The sequence below is a fragment of the Neptunomonas sp. genome, assembly GCF_041601355.1.
In the GTDB taxonomy this organism is placed as follows: Bacteria; Pseudomonadota; Gammaproteobacteria; order Pseudomonadales; family Balneatricaceae; genus Neptunomonas.
In genome coordinates this window covers 24,305-38,340 of record NZ_JBFIIH010000022.1, presented here as the reverse complement: position 1 = coordinate 38,340, position 14,036 = coordinate 24,305, and the positions used below count along the sequence as shown (strand labels likewise).

The window sequence follows — 14,036 nt, the reverse complement described above, 5'->3', positions numbered from 1 at the left end:
TTTATGAGCACTTCCCGGGATGTAAAGTTAAATCCACTGGATGCAGAAGAGCAGCGGGTGATTCTGCACAAAGGTACTGAACGGCCTTTTACAGGCGAGTACGATGACTTCTATGAAAATGGCATGTTTGTCTGTAAGCAGTGTGACGCGCCTCTTTACCGTTCGACGGATAAATTTTCATCTGGTTGCGGTTGGCCGAGTTTTGATGATGAAATTGAAGGTGCTATCAAACGTGTAACCGATGCGGATGGCAGCCGTACAGAAATTGTCTGTGCTAATTGTGAGGGCCATCTGGGACACGTTTTTGAAGGCGAGCGGTTGACTGAAAAGGATACGCGTCATTGTGTTAATTCGATCTCTATAAAATTCGTAAAAGCGAAAAGCGGTGGGTGTTAACACGGTTGGGCGTTTATTAAGCCGGCACCTACAGGATCTTAAACCGGGCCGTTTGGAGTGGATTGGTTTACGTCCCGAACGCAAAGTGGAGATGCAGCGGGTTTTACAAGTAGAAGCGATCATTGATATGGGGCTTGCCGGAGACCGGCGCTGTCAGGGGTCGCCGGGTTCGGCCCGACAGGTGACCTTAATTAATCAGGAGCATATCGGGGTAGTGGCCAAACTGTTGATGCTTGAGTCGATTGATCCTGCTGTATTACGGCGTAATTTGGTGGTGTCTGGTATCAATTTGATGGCACTCAGGCATCAGCGTTTTCGTATTGGTGACGTGGAATTTGAAGCTACAGCGCAATGCCACCCTTGTCTGCGCATGGAGCAAGCGCTGGGTAAAGGTGCGGTCGCCGCCATGCTAGGCCACGGCGGTATCTGCGCAAAGATTCTGAAGGGTGGCGTTATCGGGGTAGGTGATGAGGTGGTTAAGCTCTAGTGTGAGCTTGTGAAGGCTTGATACACAGATACAGAGAAGCTCCTTGTGAGGGCTTCTCTGTATCTTTAGCGCATCGGTACTGGCTGATTCTTGATGGCTATTTGTGTCAGCTTAAGATTTTTGGTTAGCGGCCGCGATCAGCGGTACCTTAACCCAGCAGTCGAGTAAAACTATCATTGCCATAGCAGCGATTGAACCCGTTAATAACGCACCGGTAAACGGAATCAGATAGCCCGCAAAGGCAACGTATTTTGCTAATGTCCATGAGAGTGTATCGCCCCATAAGCCTATAAATGCACTGCTGATCAGCAGGTATTTAACCCAGTTGTGGGTTTGTGTATAAGAGAGTGCAATCGCTAACATCATGATGAGTGCACTGATAGCAAAAAGGTGAGTGTGCGTTTGTACTGCTATTTTACTCCAGGGTTGCCCGCGTGAAGTGGTTGCAAGCACCTCTTCATAGCGGGTAAGCGGCATGGATGGGATCGCTTCTGTCATGGTCGAGTCGACACTGTGGCAGTTAGTGCAATCGGTATCCATTATCTCTGCGATATGAGAATCATAAGTGTCTTCGGGGGCGCCAGCCTCAACCCATTGCTGAACCGCATCGATGGATTCATCTTCCGATACATGCTCATACATAGAGCCGCGCATAGCACTGACGATCATAATGCCCGCGTATTTTTGCTGCACTTTATCAAGGCTGGGAATAAGTGTTTTACCTCCGGTAACGCTCATGGAAATAGCCAGCATGGCATAAGCCAGCCCCATGAGTACGGAGAGACAAAACCCAGATAGAGCGATACGAGCAGCAGGATTGAGAGCTTTAATCATCATAGGATTCCATATCAATTGTGTCTGACGGGCGGGCTTTCGCCCACCTCAGGTATTGCTATTTAAATACCATGTTTAATACGCCGTTATGGTAAACATGATTAATTTGGCTGTTATCGAAAATAGACAGGCCGAAACTGTAAGTTTTTTTCAGGTCATTAAACTGTACATCCTGCACATCTGCTTTCTCTCCAGAGGTAACAAGCGCACGACTGATCTCTAAGTACCACTTGCCATCTTTCCATACTCCTTTGGCGGCGATATCACCACGTGAACCAGAAAAGGCCGATGTTACTATGCCTGGAATACGTTTGATCTCATCCATATCGCTGCTGAAAGGCATTTTCTGGCTTTCAAAGATCACAGTGGCATCAGCGGCCAGGTCTGCTTGCACGAATGCCGGTTTACCATCAGCTATGTTGTCTTTGTATCCGCCACCTGTTTTGTGGTCGCCGTGACGTCCCCACCCTTTGTTCTTCTCCGGATCGGTGTTGTCATCGATAAATTGATCGTCAATTTGAGCATTTGGATTGGTTCTGACGCCTTTCCAATGCCACATGTCGAGAGTTGTACCCGGTTTAGTGTACTTACGGCCGGGTGCTTTATCGTCCCGTCCCTTTTGTTTGCCACCTTTTGCCATGTGACAGGCAGCCCCACAGCCCTTTTTATCGAATGCCTTAACATCAATATTCCAGAGGATCGACATTTTATCTTCGTAATAGGTGTTGTCGTGTCCGGTATCATCTTTATTCGCCAGCTGTTTCCAGCTGCCGTCAGATTGTTTCATCCATGGATAACGGTTCAGGCTCTCTGTCGGGTCATCCCACTCCAGGAAAAAGTACACGTTTTTGTCATCGTGCATCGAGCGTACAGTCATCGTGGTTTTGGTGATGCCTTCATAACCGTTGTTTGGTTTGTAGGGGGTTTGATCCAGTACCACGCTAAGTACCGGGGCCGCATCCCATGCTGCTTCAGCCATACCATCCACTTCTATGGCAGTCGTGGTGGCGACGTTCTCAAGTATGCCCAGTGGTTTTGCCTGAGCGACCGGAACTAAAAGGATGCTAGTCGCCGTTGCTGCAATTAGAGTCAGAGTCTTACGCATTTTTTATTCTCCTTATATGTCTGTCTTCAGCATAGAGAGTGTTCTGGCGTTTGGTAGCTCATATAAGCAGGGGCTTCGGCTAAACAGAGAATTGCTTGATGTATGTCAATCTTGAACCGTATGGGGCGTTGGCCAGAGCAAAGGCTAGTCGCATCAAGGGTCGTATAGCAGCTACAAGACTATAAAGATCACGGTTTGCGATGACCATTAGACGCGACTGATATATCGGTTGTTTGATATTGGTCAAGTCGCTTTATGTGGCGTTTCTATAACCTGCGTCATTATGTCGCAGTCTGATATACAGTTTAAGAGGTTAGAACGTTTGATGAACAGGTATATAAAACGATGGATCGTTACGCTATTTACGTTTTTCATTCTGGCTTCCAGTGTATTTGCGATGGTCCCCGTTTCACAACAACAGCAGCTTGAGTTGATCCGCAGTGTCTTTCCGGAAGCGACGGATATCAGTGAAAAAGCGCCGATTGCAGAGGGCTCTGCGATTATCCGTACCGTCACTAAGGGTGAGCAGGTACTGGGGTATGCCTTTGAGTCACAGGATGTTGTTGATATCGCCGCTTATTCCGGTAAGCCCGTCAGAATGCTTATAGCCATTGATCTGGAAGGGAATTTTAAGTTATCCACAGTGCTTGAACACCATGAGCCCATTCTGCTGGTGGGTATTCCTGAGCATACGTTATTTGACTTCGCCGCACAGTATCTGCCGTTCAAACTGACGGACAGAATTAAAGTAGGTGCGGCTAATAGCAGTGATGTGATTAGTCTGGATGCTATTTCCGGTGCAACCGTCACCGTCATGGTAGTGAACGAAACTGTGATGCGTGCTGCCCGCAAAGTAGCTCAGCAGCTAGGGTTGCTGGGGTTATCTGAGGAGGCGAAAACTCCTCCCTCTACGGTCAGAACTGATGTTTTTAAGGAAGCTGGCTGGGACCAACTTACCGGTGATGGATCTATTCGTCATCTGTCGCTAACACGTGGCGATGTAAATGAAGCCTTTAAAGGCACAGCAGCAGAAAAGCAGGGGCCAGGTGAAGGGCAGCATCAGCAGGAACCCTTTATCGATCTTTACTATGCGCCGGTTAATATTCCGACCATTGGTCGTAACTTATTAGGTGATAGCGAATATAACTGGTTGATGGGTGAAATTAAGCCCGGTGATCAGGTGATTGCTGTGATGGGCAAAGGCCGCTACTCCTTTAAAGGTAACGGCTATGTACGTGGCGGGATTTTCGATCGATTGCAGCTGCAGCAATCCGATAAAGTGATTAGCTTTCACGATTCCGATTTTTATCGTTTAAATGATGTATATATTAAAGGCTTTCCCGGTTTTGCTGAGATGGCCTTGTTCATCGTTCGTGGCCAGTATGAGTTTGATATCGGCACCCCCTGGCAGGTTGAATTGCTGGTGCGTCGACAAGTCGGTGCGTTAGACAGCGTCTTTACCAGTTTTTTTGGTGACTACATGACACCAGAGGCTTATATCACTCGCCCTGAGCCAGTGATAGTGGAAGCGCCTGTCGACGAGCCTTTGTGGGTATCTGTCTGGAAGGATAAAGCGTTTCAAATTGGTGTATTAAGTGTCAGCTTACTGCTCCTGACGGTCATTATTTTCCTCCAGGACTGGTTGGTACGTTATCCAAAACTGTTACGTAATGTTCGTCATATCTTTCTTACATATACGGTGTTCTTTATTGGCTGGTACACCTTAGGGCAGCTGTCGATTGTTAACGTATTTACGTTTGTGCATGCGGCTATGGGTAAGTTTCAGTGGGATGTATTTCTGTTAGATCCGGTGTTGTTTATTCTCTGGGGTTTTGTCGCGATGACCCTGGTGCTGTGGGGGCGGGGTATTTTCTGTGGTTGGCTGTGCCCGTTCGGGGCGTTACAAGAGCTGATTAATGAGATTGCCAGAGCAGTAAAAATCAAACAGTACGAACTTCCGTTTGCGGTGCATGAGCGACTCTGGGCGATCAAATACATTATTTTATTACTCTTGTTTGCTGTATCGCTTGAGTCGATTGGTGAAGCTGAGCGCTATGCAGAAGTCGAACCTTTTAAAACGGCCATCATGCTGAAGTTCCAGCGTGAGTGGGGATATGTTCTCTATGCCGGCATCTTGCTGTTTGTCTCTATCTTTACCCGTAAAGTTTACTGCCGGTATATCTGCCCATTGGGTGCAGCATTGGCGATTCCTTCGCGGTTACGCCTGTTTGATTGGTTGTATCGTCGTAAAGAGTGCGGCCAACCCTGCAAGCTGTGTGCAAATGAATGTGAGATTCAGGCGATTCATCCTGATGGCACCATCAATGCTAACGAGTGCCATCACTGTCTGGATTGCCAGATGACCTATCACAACCATGATAAGTGTCCTCCACTTGTAGTGAAAAAACGTAAAGCGCAAAAAGCGGCGCTGGTTCAAAACCACATACCGAGTATAGATATTACTGATTCTGTAAAAACCTGATCAGTGAACTAACAAACATCGAAAAATAATTGTTTCGGAGAAAATAAATGATTAATCCTAAAGATAAAGATCTACCCGTGATTGATACAGAAGACCGCAATGCCAGTGAGCATGTAAAATTGAGCCGTCGTCTGTTTCTGGGTGGTTCAGCTGCGTTAGTGGGTGCAGCCGGTGTCGGTTTTGGCTCGACAATGATGCCCTCCGTCGCTCACGCATCCTCAGATGCCAAGCATACCGTAGGTCCGGGTGAATTAGATGAGTACTACGGTTTTTGGAGTGGTGGTCATCAGGGTGAAGTGCGTGTTTTGGGCTTGCCTTCAATGCGTGAGTTGATGCGAATCCCTGTTTTCAATGTTGATAGTGCTACCGGTTGGGGTATCACCAATGAGTCTAAAGCTGTTTTGGGTGAAAACGCACCGTTGAATGGTGACTGTCATCACCCTCATATGTCCATGACCGATGGTCATTATGATAGTAAATATCTTTTCATCAACGATAAGGCAAACACCCGTGTAGCCCGTATCCGCGTTGATATTATGAAAACTGATAAGATCACGACTATACCTAACTGCCAAGCAATTCATGGCTTGCGTGTACAGAAAGTGCCTTTTACCAAGTATGTCTTCGCTAATGCCGAATTCCGTATGCCGCATCCGAATAATGGCACCAATATGGACGACATTGCAGGTTACTACACGCTGTTTAACGGCCTGAATGCTGAGACCATGGAAGTAGATTGGCAGATTATCGTAGACGGGAACCTTGATAACACTGATGCGGATTACACCGGTAAGTATGCATTCTCTACGTGTTATAACTCTGAAGGTGCAGTCGATCTGGCAGGCTCTATGCGTAATGAGCGTGATCACTTGGTTATTTTCAATATTGAGCGTATCGAAGCCGCAGTGAAAGCTGGCAAGTTCCAAACATTGGGTGACTCTGAAGTGCCTGTATTGGATGGTCGTAAAGGTTCTGAGCTGACTCGCTATGTACCTGTTCCAAAGAACCCGCATGGTATCAATACGTCACCGGATGGTAAGTACGCAGTAGCGAATGGCAAGTTATCCCCAACCGTTACCGTATTCCAACTGGATAAATTTGATGCATTGTTTGACGATGCGATTGAACCGCGTGATACGGTTGTCGCTGAAGTTGAGCTGGGCCTGGGGCCATTGCATACAGCGTTTGATGGTAAAGGAAATGCCTTTACCACTTTGTTTATCGATAGCCAGATCTGTAAGTGGAATGTCGATAAAGCGATTGCTGCGTACAAGGGTGACAAAGTTGATTACATCCTGCAGAAGCTGGATGTGCATTATCAGCCAGGTCACAACCATACTTCGATGGGTGAAACCCGTGATGCGGATGGTCAATACCTTGTGTCTTTGCAGAAATTTTCGAAAGACCGTTTCTTGCCGTGTGGGCCGCTACATCCCGAGAACGATCAACTGATCGATATTTCCGGTGATGAGATGAAGTTGATTCACGATGGGCCTGCTTTTGCAGAGCCGCATGACTGTATCATTGTTCACCGCTCGAAAGTTAAGACGCGTAAGCTGTATGACCGTAAGGATCCTACTTTCGCGATGACGGTTGATATGGCGAAGAAAGATGGCGTGACACTTGAAACCGATAATAAAGTGATTCGTGACGGTAACAAGGTACGTGTTTATATGACATCGGTAGCGCCAGCCTATGGCATGAATGAGTTTAAAGTGAAACAGGGAGATGAAGTGACAGTTGTCATTACTAACCTGGATCAGATCGAAGATGTATCGCATGGTTTCTGTGTGGTAAATCACGGTGTGCAGATGGAAATCAGCCCGCAGCAAACAGCGTCGGTTACCTTTATGGCTAATGATGTCGGTGTGCACTGGTATTACTGTAACTGGTTCTGTCATGCGCTTCATATGGAAATGCGTGGTCGTATGCTGGTTGAAAAAGCCTGATCTACCTTGCGGGAAAGCCTGACTTTCCCGTAATTTCCAACAGAAGCCAGCCGTTTTTCGTCTGGCTTTTGTTGTCTTACGGTAAGTCATAGGGGGAATGGGATGAGATTAGGGCACAACTTTATTCTTGTAGTGCTGGTTCAGCTTTGTATGCTGACAGTCGTCAGTGCAGATGTACGTGTTGTGACTCCCTCTTATGGCCTTCAGGTTGCCATTGATGGCGCACAGCCGGGCGACCAGCTGCTGCTGGATGCCGGCCGATATATTGGCAACTTTACGGTTGATAAGCCGCTGATTCTGACGGGTAAGTCCGGTGCGGTTATTGATGCCAATGGTACAGGTCATGCGATTGTAGTTGAGGCACCGGATGTTCGCATTGAGTCGTTGCAGATACGCAACTGGGGCGCTGATTTGACGGAGATGGATTCCGCAGTGTTTGTGAAGAAACAAGCAGCCAGAACACACATTTTGAATAACTATCTGGTAGGCGATACGTTCGGTATTTGGGTGGACGGTACCCAGCAAGTACTGATTAAAGCAAACCGCATAGAAGGTAATTTACAGGTTCGATCACAGGATCGTGGGAATGGGATTCATCTTTTTAATGTCGGCAAGGCGCGGGTTGAAGGCAACGAAGTGTGGCATACCCGTGATGGTATCTATATTGATACCAGTAATAACAATGAACTGATCGGCAACTATCTGCACGACTTACGATATGGCGTGCACTATATGTATTCTTATCACAACCTGGTGTCGGCTAACCGCACGGTTAATACCCGTACCGGTTATGCATTGATGCAATCAAAGTTTCTGACGGTTACCAATAATATTTCAGAGAATGATTCCAACTACGGAATATTGATGAATTTCATTACGCAATCGACACTTGAAAATAATCGAGTGTCGGGCGTGCAGAATAACCGGTCCACGAGCGGGTCTTCTGTAACTGAAGGTAAAGCTCTGTTTATTTATAACTCGTTGTTTAACCAGATACGCGGCAATCATTTTTCAGACAGTGATTTAGGTGTGCATATGACCGCCGGATCCGAAGACAATATTTTTACCGCTAATGCGTTTGTGAATAACCGCGAGCAGGTTAAATATGTCGCTACGCGCCAGCAGAATTGGTCTCACGAAGGGGTAGGGAATTATTGGAGTGACTACCTCGGATGGGATATGGATGCCGATGGCATCGGTGATACACAATATGAACCGACAGATGGAGTTGATCGTCTGTTATGGAAATTTCCTGCTGCCAAGGTGCTGTTGAATAGTCCGGCAGTTGAGACAATTCGTTGGGTACAGCGGCAGTTCCCGGTGCTTAAGGCACAGGGCGTTGTTGATACCCATCCTTTGATGCAAATGCCAGAAAATTTATCGCCTTCAACGGCCAGCGATGCGGCAGTGACGGAAAAGATTGATGACAAACATAGTTGAGTTAAGCGGTGTAGAGAAACGCTATCAGGGGGTGCATGCTCTGCAACCGTTGAATCTGGTGTTGCAGCAGGGTGAAGTGCTGGGCTTGTTTGGGCATAACGGTGCAGGTAAAACCACCACCATTAAATTGATTCTCGGATTGATTAAAGCCAGTGCGGGCTCGGTACGTGTGTTTGGCCAGGATCCGACACTATCTGAGGCAAGGCGGGAGCGCCATCAGCTAGGCTTTCTCCAGGAAAATGTCAGCTTCTATGAGCAGTTAACTGGTCTGGAAGTGCTGCGTTACTTCGCTCGTCTTAAAGGTATTCAGGTATCGGAATGTCATCGCTTGCTTGAACAGGTTGGCTTGAAGGTAGCGGCTGGCCGACGCGTTAAAACCTATTCAAAAGGGATGCGTCAACGGCTTGGCCTGGCTCAGGCATTGTTGGGAAACCCTAAATTGCTGTTGTTGGATGAACCCACTGTCGGATTAGATCCGTTGGCGACTCAGGATTTTTATCATCGTATTGCTCAGCTTAAAGAGCAGGGTTGTACGGTGGTTCTTTGTTCTCATGTGCTGCCTGGCGTAGAGAAATATATCGATCGGGCCATGATTATGGGCAAGGGCGCCGTGTTGGCTCAGGGGAGTTTGAATGCTTTGCGTCAGCAGGCTGAGTTACCGCTCACGCTGAATGTGAAAGGTACTGACCTGCAGTTACCACAAGATCTGCAATCGCGTGCGATCGCGTTAGCGGATGGTGTCAGTTTGAAACTCTCTTTAGAGGAAAAAATGCCAGTCATGCAGCATATGCTGGCGCAAGCCGGTGTGACTGACATTGACCTGCATTTACCCTCGCTTGAGGATCTTTATACCCACTATACCCGTACCTGTGTGGGTCCTGAGATGGAGGGCATACTATGAGCCCAATCATTACCGTTGCAGCAAAAGAGTTTCGTGATGGTTTACGTAACCGTTGGGTGCTTTCCATCGCTGTGATTTTTGCTGTATTGGCTACGGGCTTAGCCTATTTTGGCTCAGCGGCTGCAGGGCAAGTCGGCTTTACGTCGTTATCTACCACCATTATCAGCCTCGCGAGTCTGGCTGTTTTTATTATTCCACTGATCGCGCTGATGCTGGCCTACGACGGTATCGTAGGTGAAGATGAAAGCGGCACCTTGTTGTTGCTACTCACTTATCCATTATCACGTTGGCAGCTTCTGTGCGGCAAAATGCTCGGCCACGGCGCTATTATGGCGTTTTCTACCTTAGTGGGCTTCGGCTCTGCTGCGTTGATCATGGGGTTGTTTGCACCGGATATCAGTTGGGCGGCGTTAGTCGTTCCCTTTAGTTTGTTTATTCTGTCTGCCATTTTGCTGGGCTGGATCTTTATTGCATTCGCCTATGTGATTAGTGTCAGTGTGACCGAAAAATCGAAAGCGGCAGGTTTGGCATTGGTTGTCTGGTTTTTGTTCGTGCTGGTGTTTGATCTGGGCCTGTTGGGCTTGCTCGTGGGTACGCAAGGCGACGTGGACGCTGAACTGTTTCCCTATTTGCTGCTGTTGAATCCAACCGATATCTTTCGGCTGGTGAATATTACCTACTTTGCTGATCAGCAATTAAGTGGCTTGATGGCTATCGCTGAGCATGTGCGCTTGTCGACTACTTCATTGTTAATCAGTTTGCTGGTCTGGCTGTCAGTACCCGTCGTATTGGCGCTGGCGTTATTTAACAGGAGAACATTGTGAAGCGCTTTTTCGATATGCACATCCCGGCTGTACTATTGGTATTGGCTGTTTTCGGCTTAACAGGATGTAATGAGGGTTCGGCAGAAAAGGTGATGGCGCAGAAGGCGATGGCCATTGAAAGTGCGGATGAGTGCCACCTTTGCGGCATGTTAATTGCGCGCTTTCCGGGCCCTAAAGGCCAGGTATACGAGCGTGGTATAAAGCAAAACATGAAGTTTTGCTCAACGCGGGATATGTTTGCTTATGCACTTGATCCTGAGCATAAACATAATATCCAGTCTGTGTTTGTACATGATATGGCGGTTAATCCGTGGGATGAGCCCGGTGAAGATACTTATATCGACGCTCGCGAAGCTTGGTTTGTTGTCGGATCGACTAAAAAAGGTGCGATGGGGCCAACACTGGGAAGCTTTAAAACGAAAGAAAGTGCCGAATCTTTTGCAAAAGAGTTTGGTGGTGAGCTGAAGCGCTTTGATGAGCTGATACTTAATATTATCTGAGCATGACACAAGCCGCTGTATTATGGCTGAGGCTTATAACGGGCCGCACTGATAATACTGATTAAGTGGATGACAGCGGCAATGATGGCGGGAAATATCAGAAAATACATGGCGTATCCCGCTGCGGTGGTAAGAAAAAAGAAAAATGCGGCAAGTAAGCGTCCTTGTACCAAGTGCCCCAGTCCCGGAATAAAAATGTTACACAAAGCGGCTATTACATTGCCTGCGCTGCCTTGTTCGCTCATGAAATCATCCTCCTGTTAATCCAGCAAAAGAGGGTGCGTTATTCTTACCTGTCTGTCAATAATCAAGCTGAAACACATCGATTATCAGTAGCGTTGTTTTTGTAAGGGCTTAAAAAGAAAGCATTGATCTTATTTCAATACGGATGCTGAATTGGTATAGAAAGCGTTAGCGGCTTTTAAAAGTCTTATAAAATAAGCATTTTTGTTTAGAGCCCCCTATAGTATCTCACTCCAAAGTTTGGCTATACTGAATATATTCTGAACTGAATGATGAACGGATTCATATGGACATTAGGAAGATGAAGTGTTTAATCCTTGATGACAGCAAGGCCATTACCGGATTGCTGCAGTTGATCATTATGGATGAACTGGGTGCAGCGGAAGCATTTGTTGCTAATAATGTGGCCGATGCACTGGTCTTACTAGAAAATAATCCCGCCTCTATTGATGTTGTTTTCTGCGACCTGAATTTGCCCGATGTTGATGGAGTAGCTTTTTTACGCATGCTGGCAGAGAGAGGCTTTCAGGGTTATATCGTTATTGTCAGTTCAGTCTCTCATCGTGTGCTCAAGTCTGTAGAACATCTGGTGCGTAATCATCGCCTGAAATTTTTAGGCACTATTATTAAACCTATCTCTCCTCAGTCGGTTGTTCAGTTACTGCAGAGTATCGGCAGTCATGGCGCAGTAAAACCTCCCGCTGCTGTTAAAGAGATATTAACCGTACCCGAGTTAATCGATGCGTTAGAAATGGGCTATTTTGAGTGTTACTATCAGCCCCAGGTGTGTGCGATGACACGCAATGTTGTTGGCTTTGAAGCACTTTCCAGACTAAAGAGTCCCAGGAGAGATCTGGTTTTTCCCGATGATTTTATCGCTTTAATGGAACAACATAGTTTGATTCTTCGCCTGACGAAAGATCAAATTATTACTGTCTTCAAACAATGGCAAATATGGCATCAGCAGGGTCATTGCTATCGTATTGCTATCAATATCTCTGCGTTGTTACTCAATGACCTGGAGCTTCCGGGCTTTATTCTTGAACAGATAAATAAATACGGCATTACACCTACTCTGGTGACGCTTGAAATAACCGAGTCCTGTTTAAATGAAGACCGTATCAAGGCTCTGGAAGTGCTAAGCCGTCTTTCGATGTATGGGATTAATCTATCGATTGATGATTTTGGTACCGGTTACTCTTCTATTGAGCGTCTGCAGAGTTTGCCTTTCAATGAGGTGAAAATTGACCGCTTATTTGTACAAAATGCTGTTGCCTCTGAAAGTGAAAGACCTGTGCTTGATTCGATGATAGGCATGGCTAATCGTTTAGGGCTGCGAGTGGTTCTTGAAGGGGTAGAAACGCTGGCACATTGGCAAATGGTTTGCCACTCGGGTTGTGATAGCTTCCAGGGGTATTTCATCGCTAAACCGATGAGCGTTGATAAGCTTGAAAAGTGGCTACGTGATTGGGATAAAATGACTCACTAAAATAATGATCAAATTTAGCGTATCGTTAGGGTTGGGTGTTAGTATTATCTGAGCTTTTCAAGCGTCATTAATTATTATCAGCTATGTTATTAGTCAATTGATATCCATATATCTGTAGTCGGAGCGTTTTGTGTCAAAATTAGCATCTACCCTTCAGGGTGAAGAGCAGCTAAGTGTCCTGATGGCGCGTCAGCCCATTTTTTCAAAAAGTCAGGATGTAGTTGCCTTTGAATTGCTCTTTCGTGGTCAAGAAGGTTCAGATTTACGGGCGATTAGAGATGATATAGCTACTTTTGATGTGGTCATGAATACCTACGCTAATATCGTGGCAGAGAAAGGCAGTAAAAGGCTACCCTGCTATCTTAAAATTACCGACAAAGTCCTCCTCGGTGATAGTTTACCTGAATTACCCCCTACGTTGTTTTCGCTGGAAATACTCGGTCGTTCTGACATAACGCCTTTGTTTATAGCAAAAGTGAAAGAGTTTTCGCACAAAGGTTATCGAATCGTTTTAGCTGATTATGATCCTGAGGATTCCCGTTTCGATCCGCTGTTAAACGTTATTCATGTTCTGAAACTGGATATTCAGCGACTGGGTTTATCTCAATTGCCCAAAATCATCCACAAGCTTAAGCCTTATCAGTTGGATTTACTGGCGGATAAAGTAGAAACCAAAGACGAGTTTCGTCAATGTCTCGAAATGGGCTTTTCTTTATATCAAGGCTACTTCCTCAGTCGTCCGGTAGCGGTAAAAGGGAAAAAAATCGGCACTAGTAAAGTCTTATTGTTGCAACTGTTAGGTGAGCTTCAGCAGGAAAGTGCTACAGGCGCTTCGCTTGAAGGGATTGCTATTAATGACCCTGCGTTGACGTATAAGATTTTAAAAGTCGTGAACTCGGCCGCTTTTCATGTGCCACGTGAGATCAACTCTCTTTCCCATGCGATCACCTTATTGGGCATGGAACAAATACGTCGCTGGATTCTGTTGTTTTTGACGACCTCTGAAGATGGAAAACCGAATGAGCTGACACGCAGTATGCTTATCCGGGGAAGAATGTGTGAGTTGCTGGCTGAGCTGATGGGCCGGGAATCTTCGATGAACTACTTCATTGTAGGTTTGCTTTCGCAATTGGATGCCATGTTTGATATTGAAATGCAGGAACTGTTACAGGAAGTACCTCTGAGTCATGAGCTTAAAAATGCGTTGTTGCATTATTCAGGCTCGATGGGTGAAACGCTCCAGGATGTGGAGAATTATGAGCGAGGCCAGTTTGATCAGTTACATGGACAGATTGACCGTCCTTTGTATGAAGTTGCCTATCGCCACAGTTTGAAATGGTCTGAGCAAGTTATGAATGCGCTGCAAAGTTAACATTCACCCCAACT

Annotated in this window: 13 protein-coding genes; 10 read left to right on the top strand and 3 right to left on the bottom strand. The window is 46.4% G+C overall.

Annotated features, from left to right (window positions below; translation table 11 throughout):
* The first annotated feature begins 3 nt into the window (after positions 1 to 3).
* Together ABY436_RS05600 and ABY436_RS05595 are read left to right on the top strand one after the other, a co-directional pair.
* Positions 4 to 396, top strand: a complete 393-nt coding sequence (locus ABY436_RS05600; RefSeq protein ID WP_372738037.1) for a methionine-R-sulfoxide reductase — start codon at positions 4 to 6, stop codon at positions 394 to 396.
* The gene (locus ABY436_RS05595) at positions 386 to 883 is read left to right on the top strand and encodes an MOSC domain-containing protein (RefSeq protein ID WP_372738035.1); all 498 of its coding nucleotides are present in this window, start codon (positions 386 to 388) and stop codon (positions 881 to 883) included. The genes ABY436_RS05600 and ABY436_RS05595 overlap by 11 nt, the downstream gene beginning before the upstream one ends.
* A gap of 111 nt (positions 884 to 994) precedes the next feature.
* Here the strand turns inward: ABY436_RS05595 and ABY436_RS05590 are convergent, their stop codons facing one another.
* Both ABY436_RS05590 and ABY436_RS05585 read right to left on the bottom strand, forming a co-directional pair.
* Positions 995 to 1,720, bottom strand: a complete 726-nt coding sequence (locus ABY436_RS05590; protein ID WP_372738034.1) for a hypothetical protein — start codon at positions 1,718 to 1,720, stop codon at positions 995 to 997.
* A 55-nt stretch (positions 1,721 to 1,775) separates the two neighbouring features.
* Complete coding sequence (locus tag ABY436_RS05585) at positions 1,776 to 2,822, bottom strand: ethylbenzene dehydrogenase-related protein (protein WP_372738033.1); 1,047 nt, start codon at positions 2,820 to 2,822, stop codon at positions 1,776 to 1,778.
* A 325-nt stretch (positions 2,823 to 3,147) separates the two neighbouring features.
* Here ABY436_RS05585 and nosR point away from each other — a divergent pair, with 325 nt between their 5' ends.
* The 6 genes from nosR (at position 3,148) to ABY436_RS05555 (ending at position 10,918) form a co-directional block, all read left to right on the top strand.
* Complete coding sequence (gene nosR, locus ABY436_RS05580) at positions 3,148 to 5,304, top strand: transcriptional regulator NosR (RefSeq protein WP_372738032.1); 2,157 nt, start codon at positions 3,148 to 3,150, stop codon at positions 5,302 to 5,304.
* Between the two features lie 47 nt (positions 5,305 to 5,351).
* Positions 5,352 to 7,253: a TAT-dependent nitrous-oxide reductase gene (nosZ, locus tag ABY436_RS05575; RefSeq protein WP_372738031.1), complete on the top strand. Its 1,902-nt coding sequence runs from the start codon at positions 5,352 to 5,354 to the stop codon at positions 7,251 to 7,253.
* Positions 7,254 to 7,355: 102 nt separating this feature from the next.
* On the top strand, positions 7,356 to 8,693 hold the full coding sequence (locus ABY436_RS05570; RefSeq protein ID WP_372738030.1) for a nitrous oxide reductase family maturation protein NosD: 1,338 nt from the start codon (positions 7,356 to 7,358) through the stop codon (positions 8,691 to 8,693).
* Complete coding sequence (locus ABY436_RS05565) at positions 8,677 to 9,594, top strand: ABC transporter ATP-binding protein (protein ID WP_372738029.1); 918 nt, start codon at positions 8,677 to 8,679, stop codon at positions 9,592 to 9,594. Before ABY436_RS05570 ends, ABY436_RS05565 begins: the two co-directional genes overlap by 17 nt.
* Complete coding sequence (locus tag ABY436_RS05560) at positions 9,591 to 10,418, top strand: ABC transporter permease subunit (RefSeq protein WP_372738028.1); 828 nt, start codon at positions 9,591 to 9,593, stop codon at positions 10,416 to 10,418. Before ABY436_RS05565 ends, ABY436_RS05560 begins: the two co-directional genes overlap by 4 nt.
* Positions 10,415 to 10,918: a nitrous oxide reductase accessory protein NosL gene (locus tag ABY436_RS05555; protein ID WP_372738027.1), complete on the top strand. Its 504-nt coding sequence runs from the start codon at positions 10,415 to 10,417 to the stop codon at positions 10,916 to 10,918. The genes ABY436_RS05560 and ABY436_RS05555 overlap by 4 nt, the downstream gene beginning before the upstream one ends.
* Positions 10,919 to 10,938: 20 nt before the next feature.
* Here ABY436_RS05555 and ABY436_RS05550 read toward each other — a convergent pair whose 3' ends face one another.
* On the bottom strand, positions 10,939 to 11,163 hold the full coding sequence (locus tag ABY436_RS05550) for a hypothetical protein (protein ID WP_372738026.1): 225 nt from the start codon (positions 11,161 to 11,163) through the stop codon (positions 10,939 to 10,941).
* A 299-nt stretch (positions 11,164 to 11,462) separates the two neighbouring features.
* On the opposite strand from ABY436_RS05550, the gene ABY436_RS05545 reads away from it, so the two are divergent.
* Positions 11,463 to 12,650 (top strand): EAL domain-containing protein, encoded by a 1,188-nt coding sequence (locus ABY436_RS05545; RefSeq protein WP_372738025.1) that lies wholly within the window; start codon positions 11,463 to 11,465, stop codon positions 12,648 to 12,650.
* Positions 12,651 to 12,780: 130 nt separating this feature from the next.
* A complete protein-coding gene (locus ABY436_RS05540; RefSeq protein WP_372738024.1) occupies positions 12,781 to 14,022 on the top strand; it encodes an EAL and HDOD domain-containing protein in 1,242 nt (413 codons plus the stop codon).
* Positions 14,023 to 14,036 lie beyond the last annotated feature (14 nt).

What these genes read in the sequence shown, in the direction of transcription:
- ABY436_RS05600 (WP_372738037.1), top strand. Translation starts at nt 4, where the DNA reads ATGAGCACTTCCCGGGATGTAAAGTTAAATCCACTGGATGCAGAAGAG.
- ABY436_RS05590 (WP_372738034.1), bottom strand. Translation starts at nt 1,720, where the DNA reads ATGATGATTAAAGCTCTCAATCCTGCTGCTCGTATCGCTCTATCTGGG.
- ABY436_RS05585 (WP_372738033.1), bottom strand. Translation starts at nt 2,822, where the DNA reads ATGCGTAAGACTCTGACTCTAATTGCAGCAACGGCGACTAGCATCCTT.
- nosR (WP_372738032.1), top strand. Translation starts at nt 3,148, where the DNA reads ATGAACAGGTATATAAAACGATGGATCGTTACGCTATTTACGTTTTTC.
- nosZ (WP_372738031.1), top strand. Translation starts at nt 5,352, where the DNA reads ATGATTAATCCTAAAGATAAAGATCTACCCGTGATTGATACAGAAGAC.
- ABY436_RS05570 (WP_372738030.1), top strand. Translation starts at nt 7,356, where the DNA reads ATGAGATTAGGGCACAACTTTATTCTTGTAGTGCTGGTTCAGCTTTGT.
- ABY436_RS05565 (WP_372738029.1), top strand. Translation starts at nt 8,677, where the DNA reads ATGACAAACATAGTTGAGTTAAGCGGTGTAGAGAAACGCTATCAGGGG.
- ABY436_RS05560 (WP_372738028.1), top strand. Translation starts at nt 9,591, where the DNA reads ATGAGCCCAATCATTACCGTTGCAGCAAAAGAGTTTCGTGATGGTTTA.
- ABY436_RS05550 (WP_372738026.1), bottom strand. Translation starts at nt 11,163, where the DNA reads ATGAGCGAACAAGGCAGCGCAGGCAATGTAATAGCCGCTTTGTGTAAC.
- ABY436_RS05545 (WP_372738025.1), top strand. Translation starts at nt 11,463, where the DNA reads ATGAAGTGTTTAATCCTTGATGACAGCAAGGCCATTACCGGATTGCTG.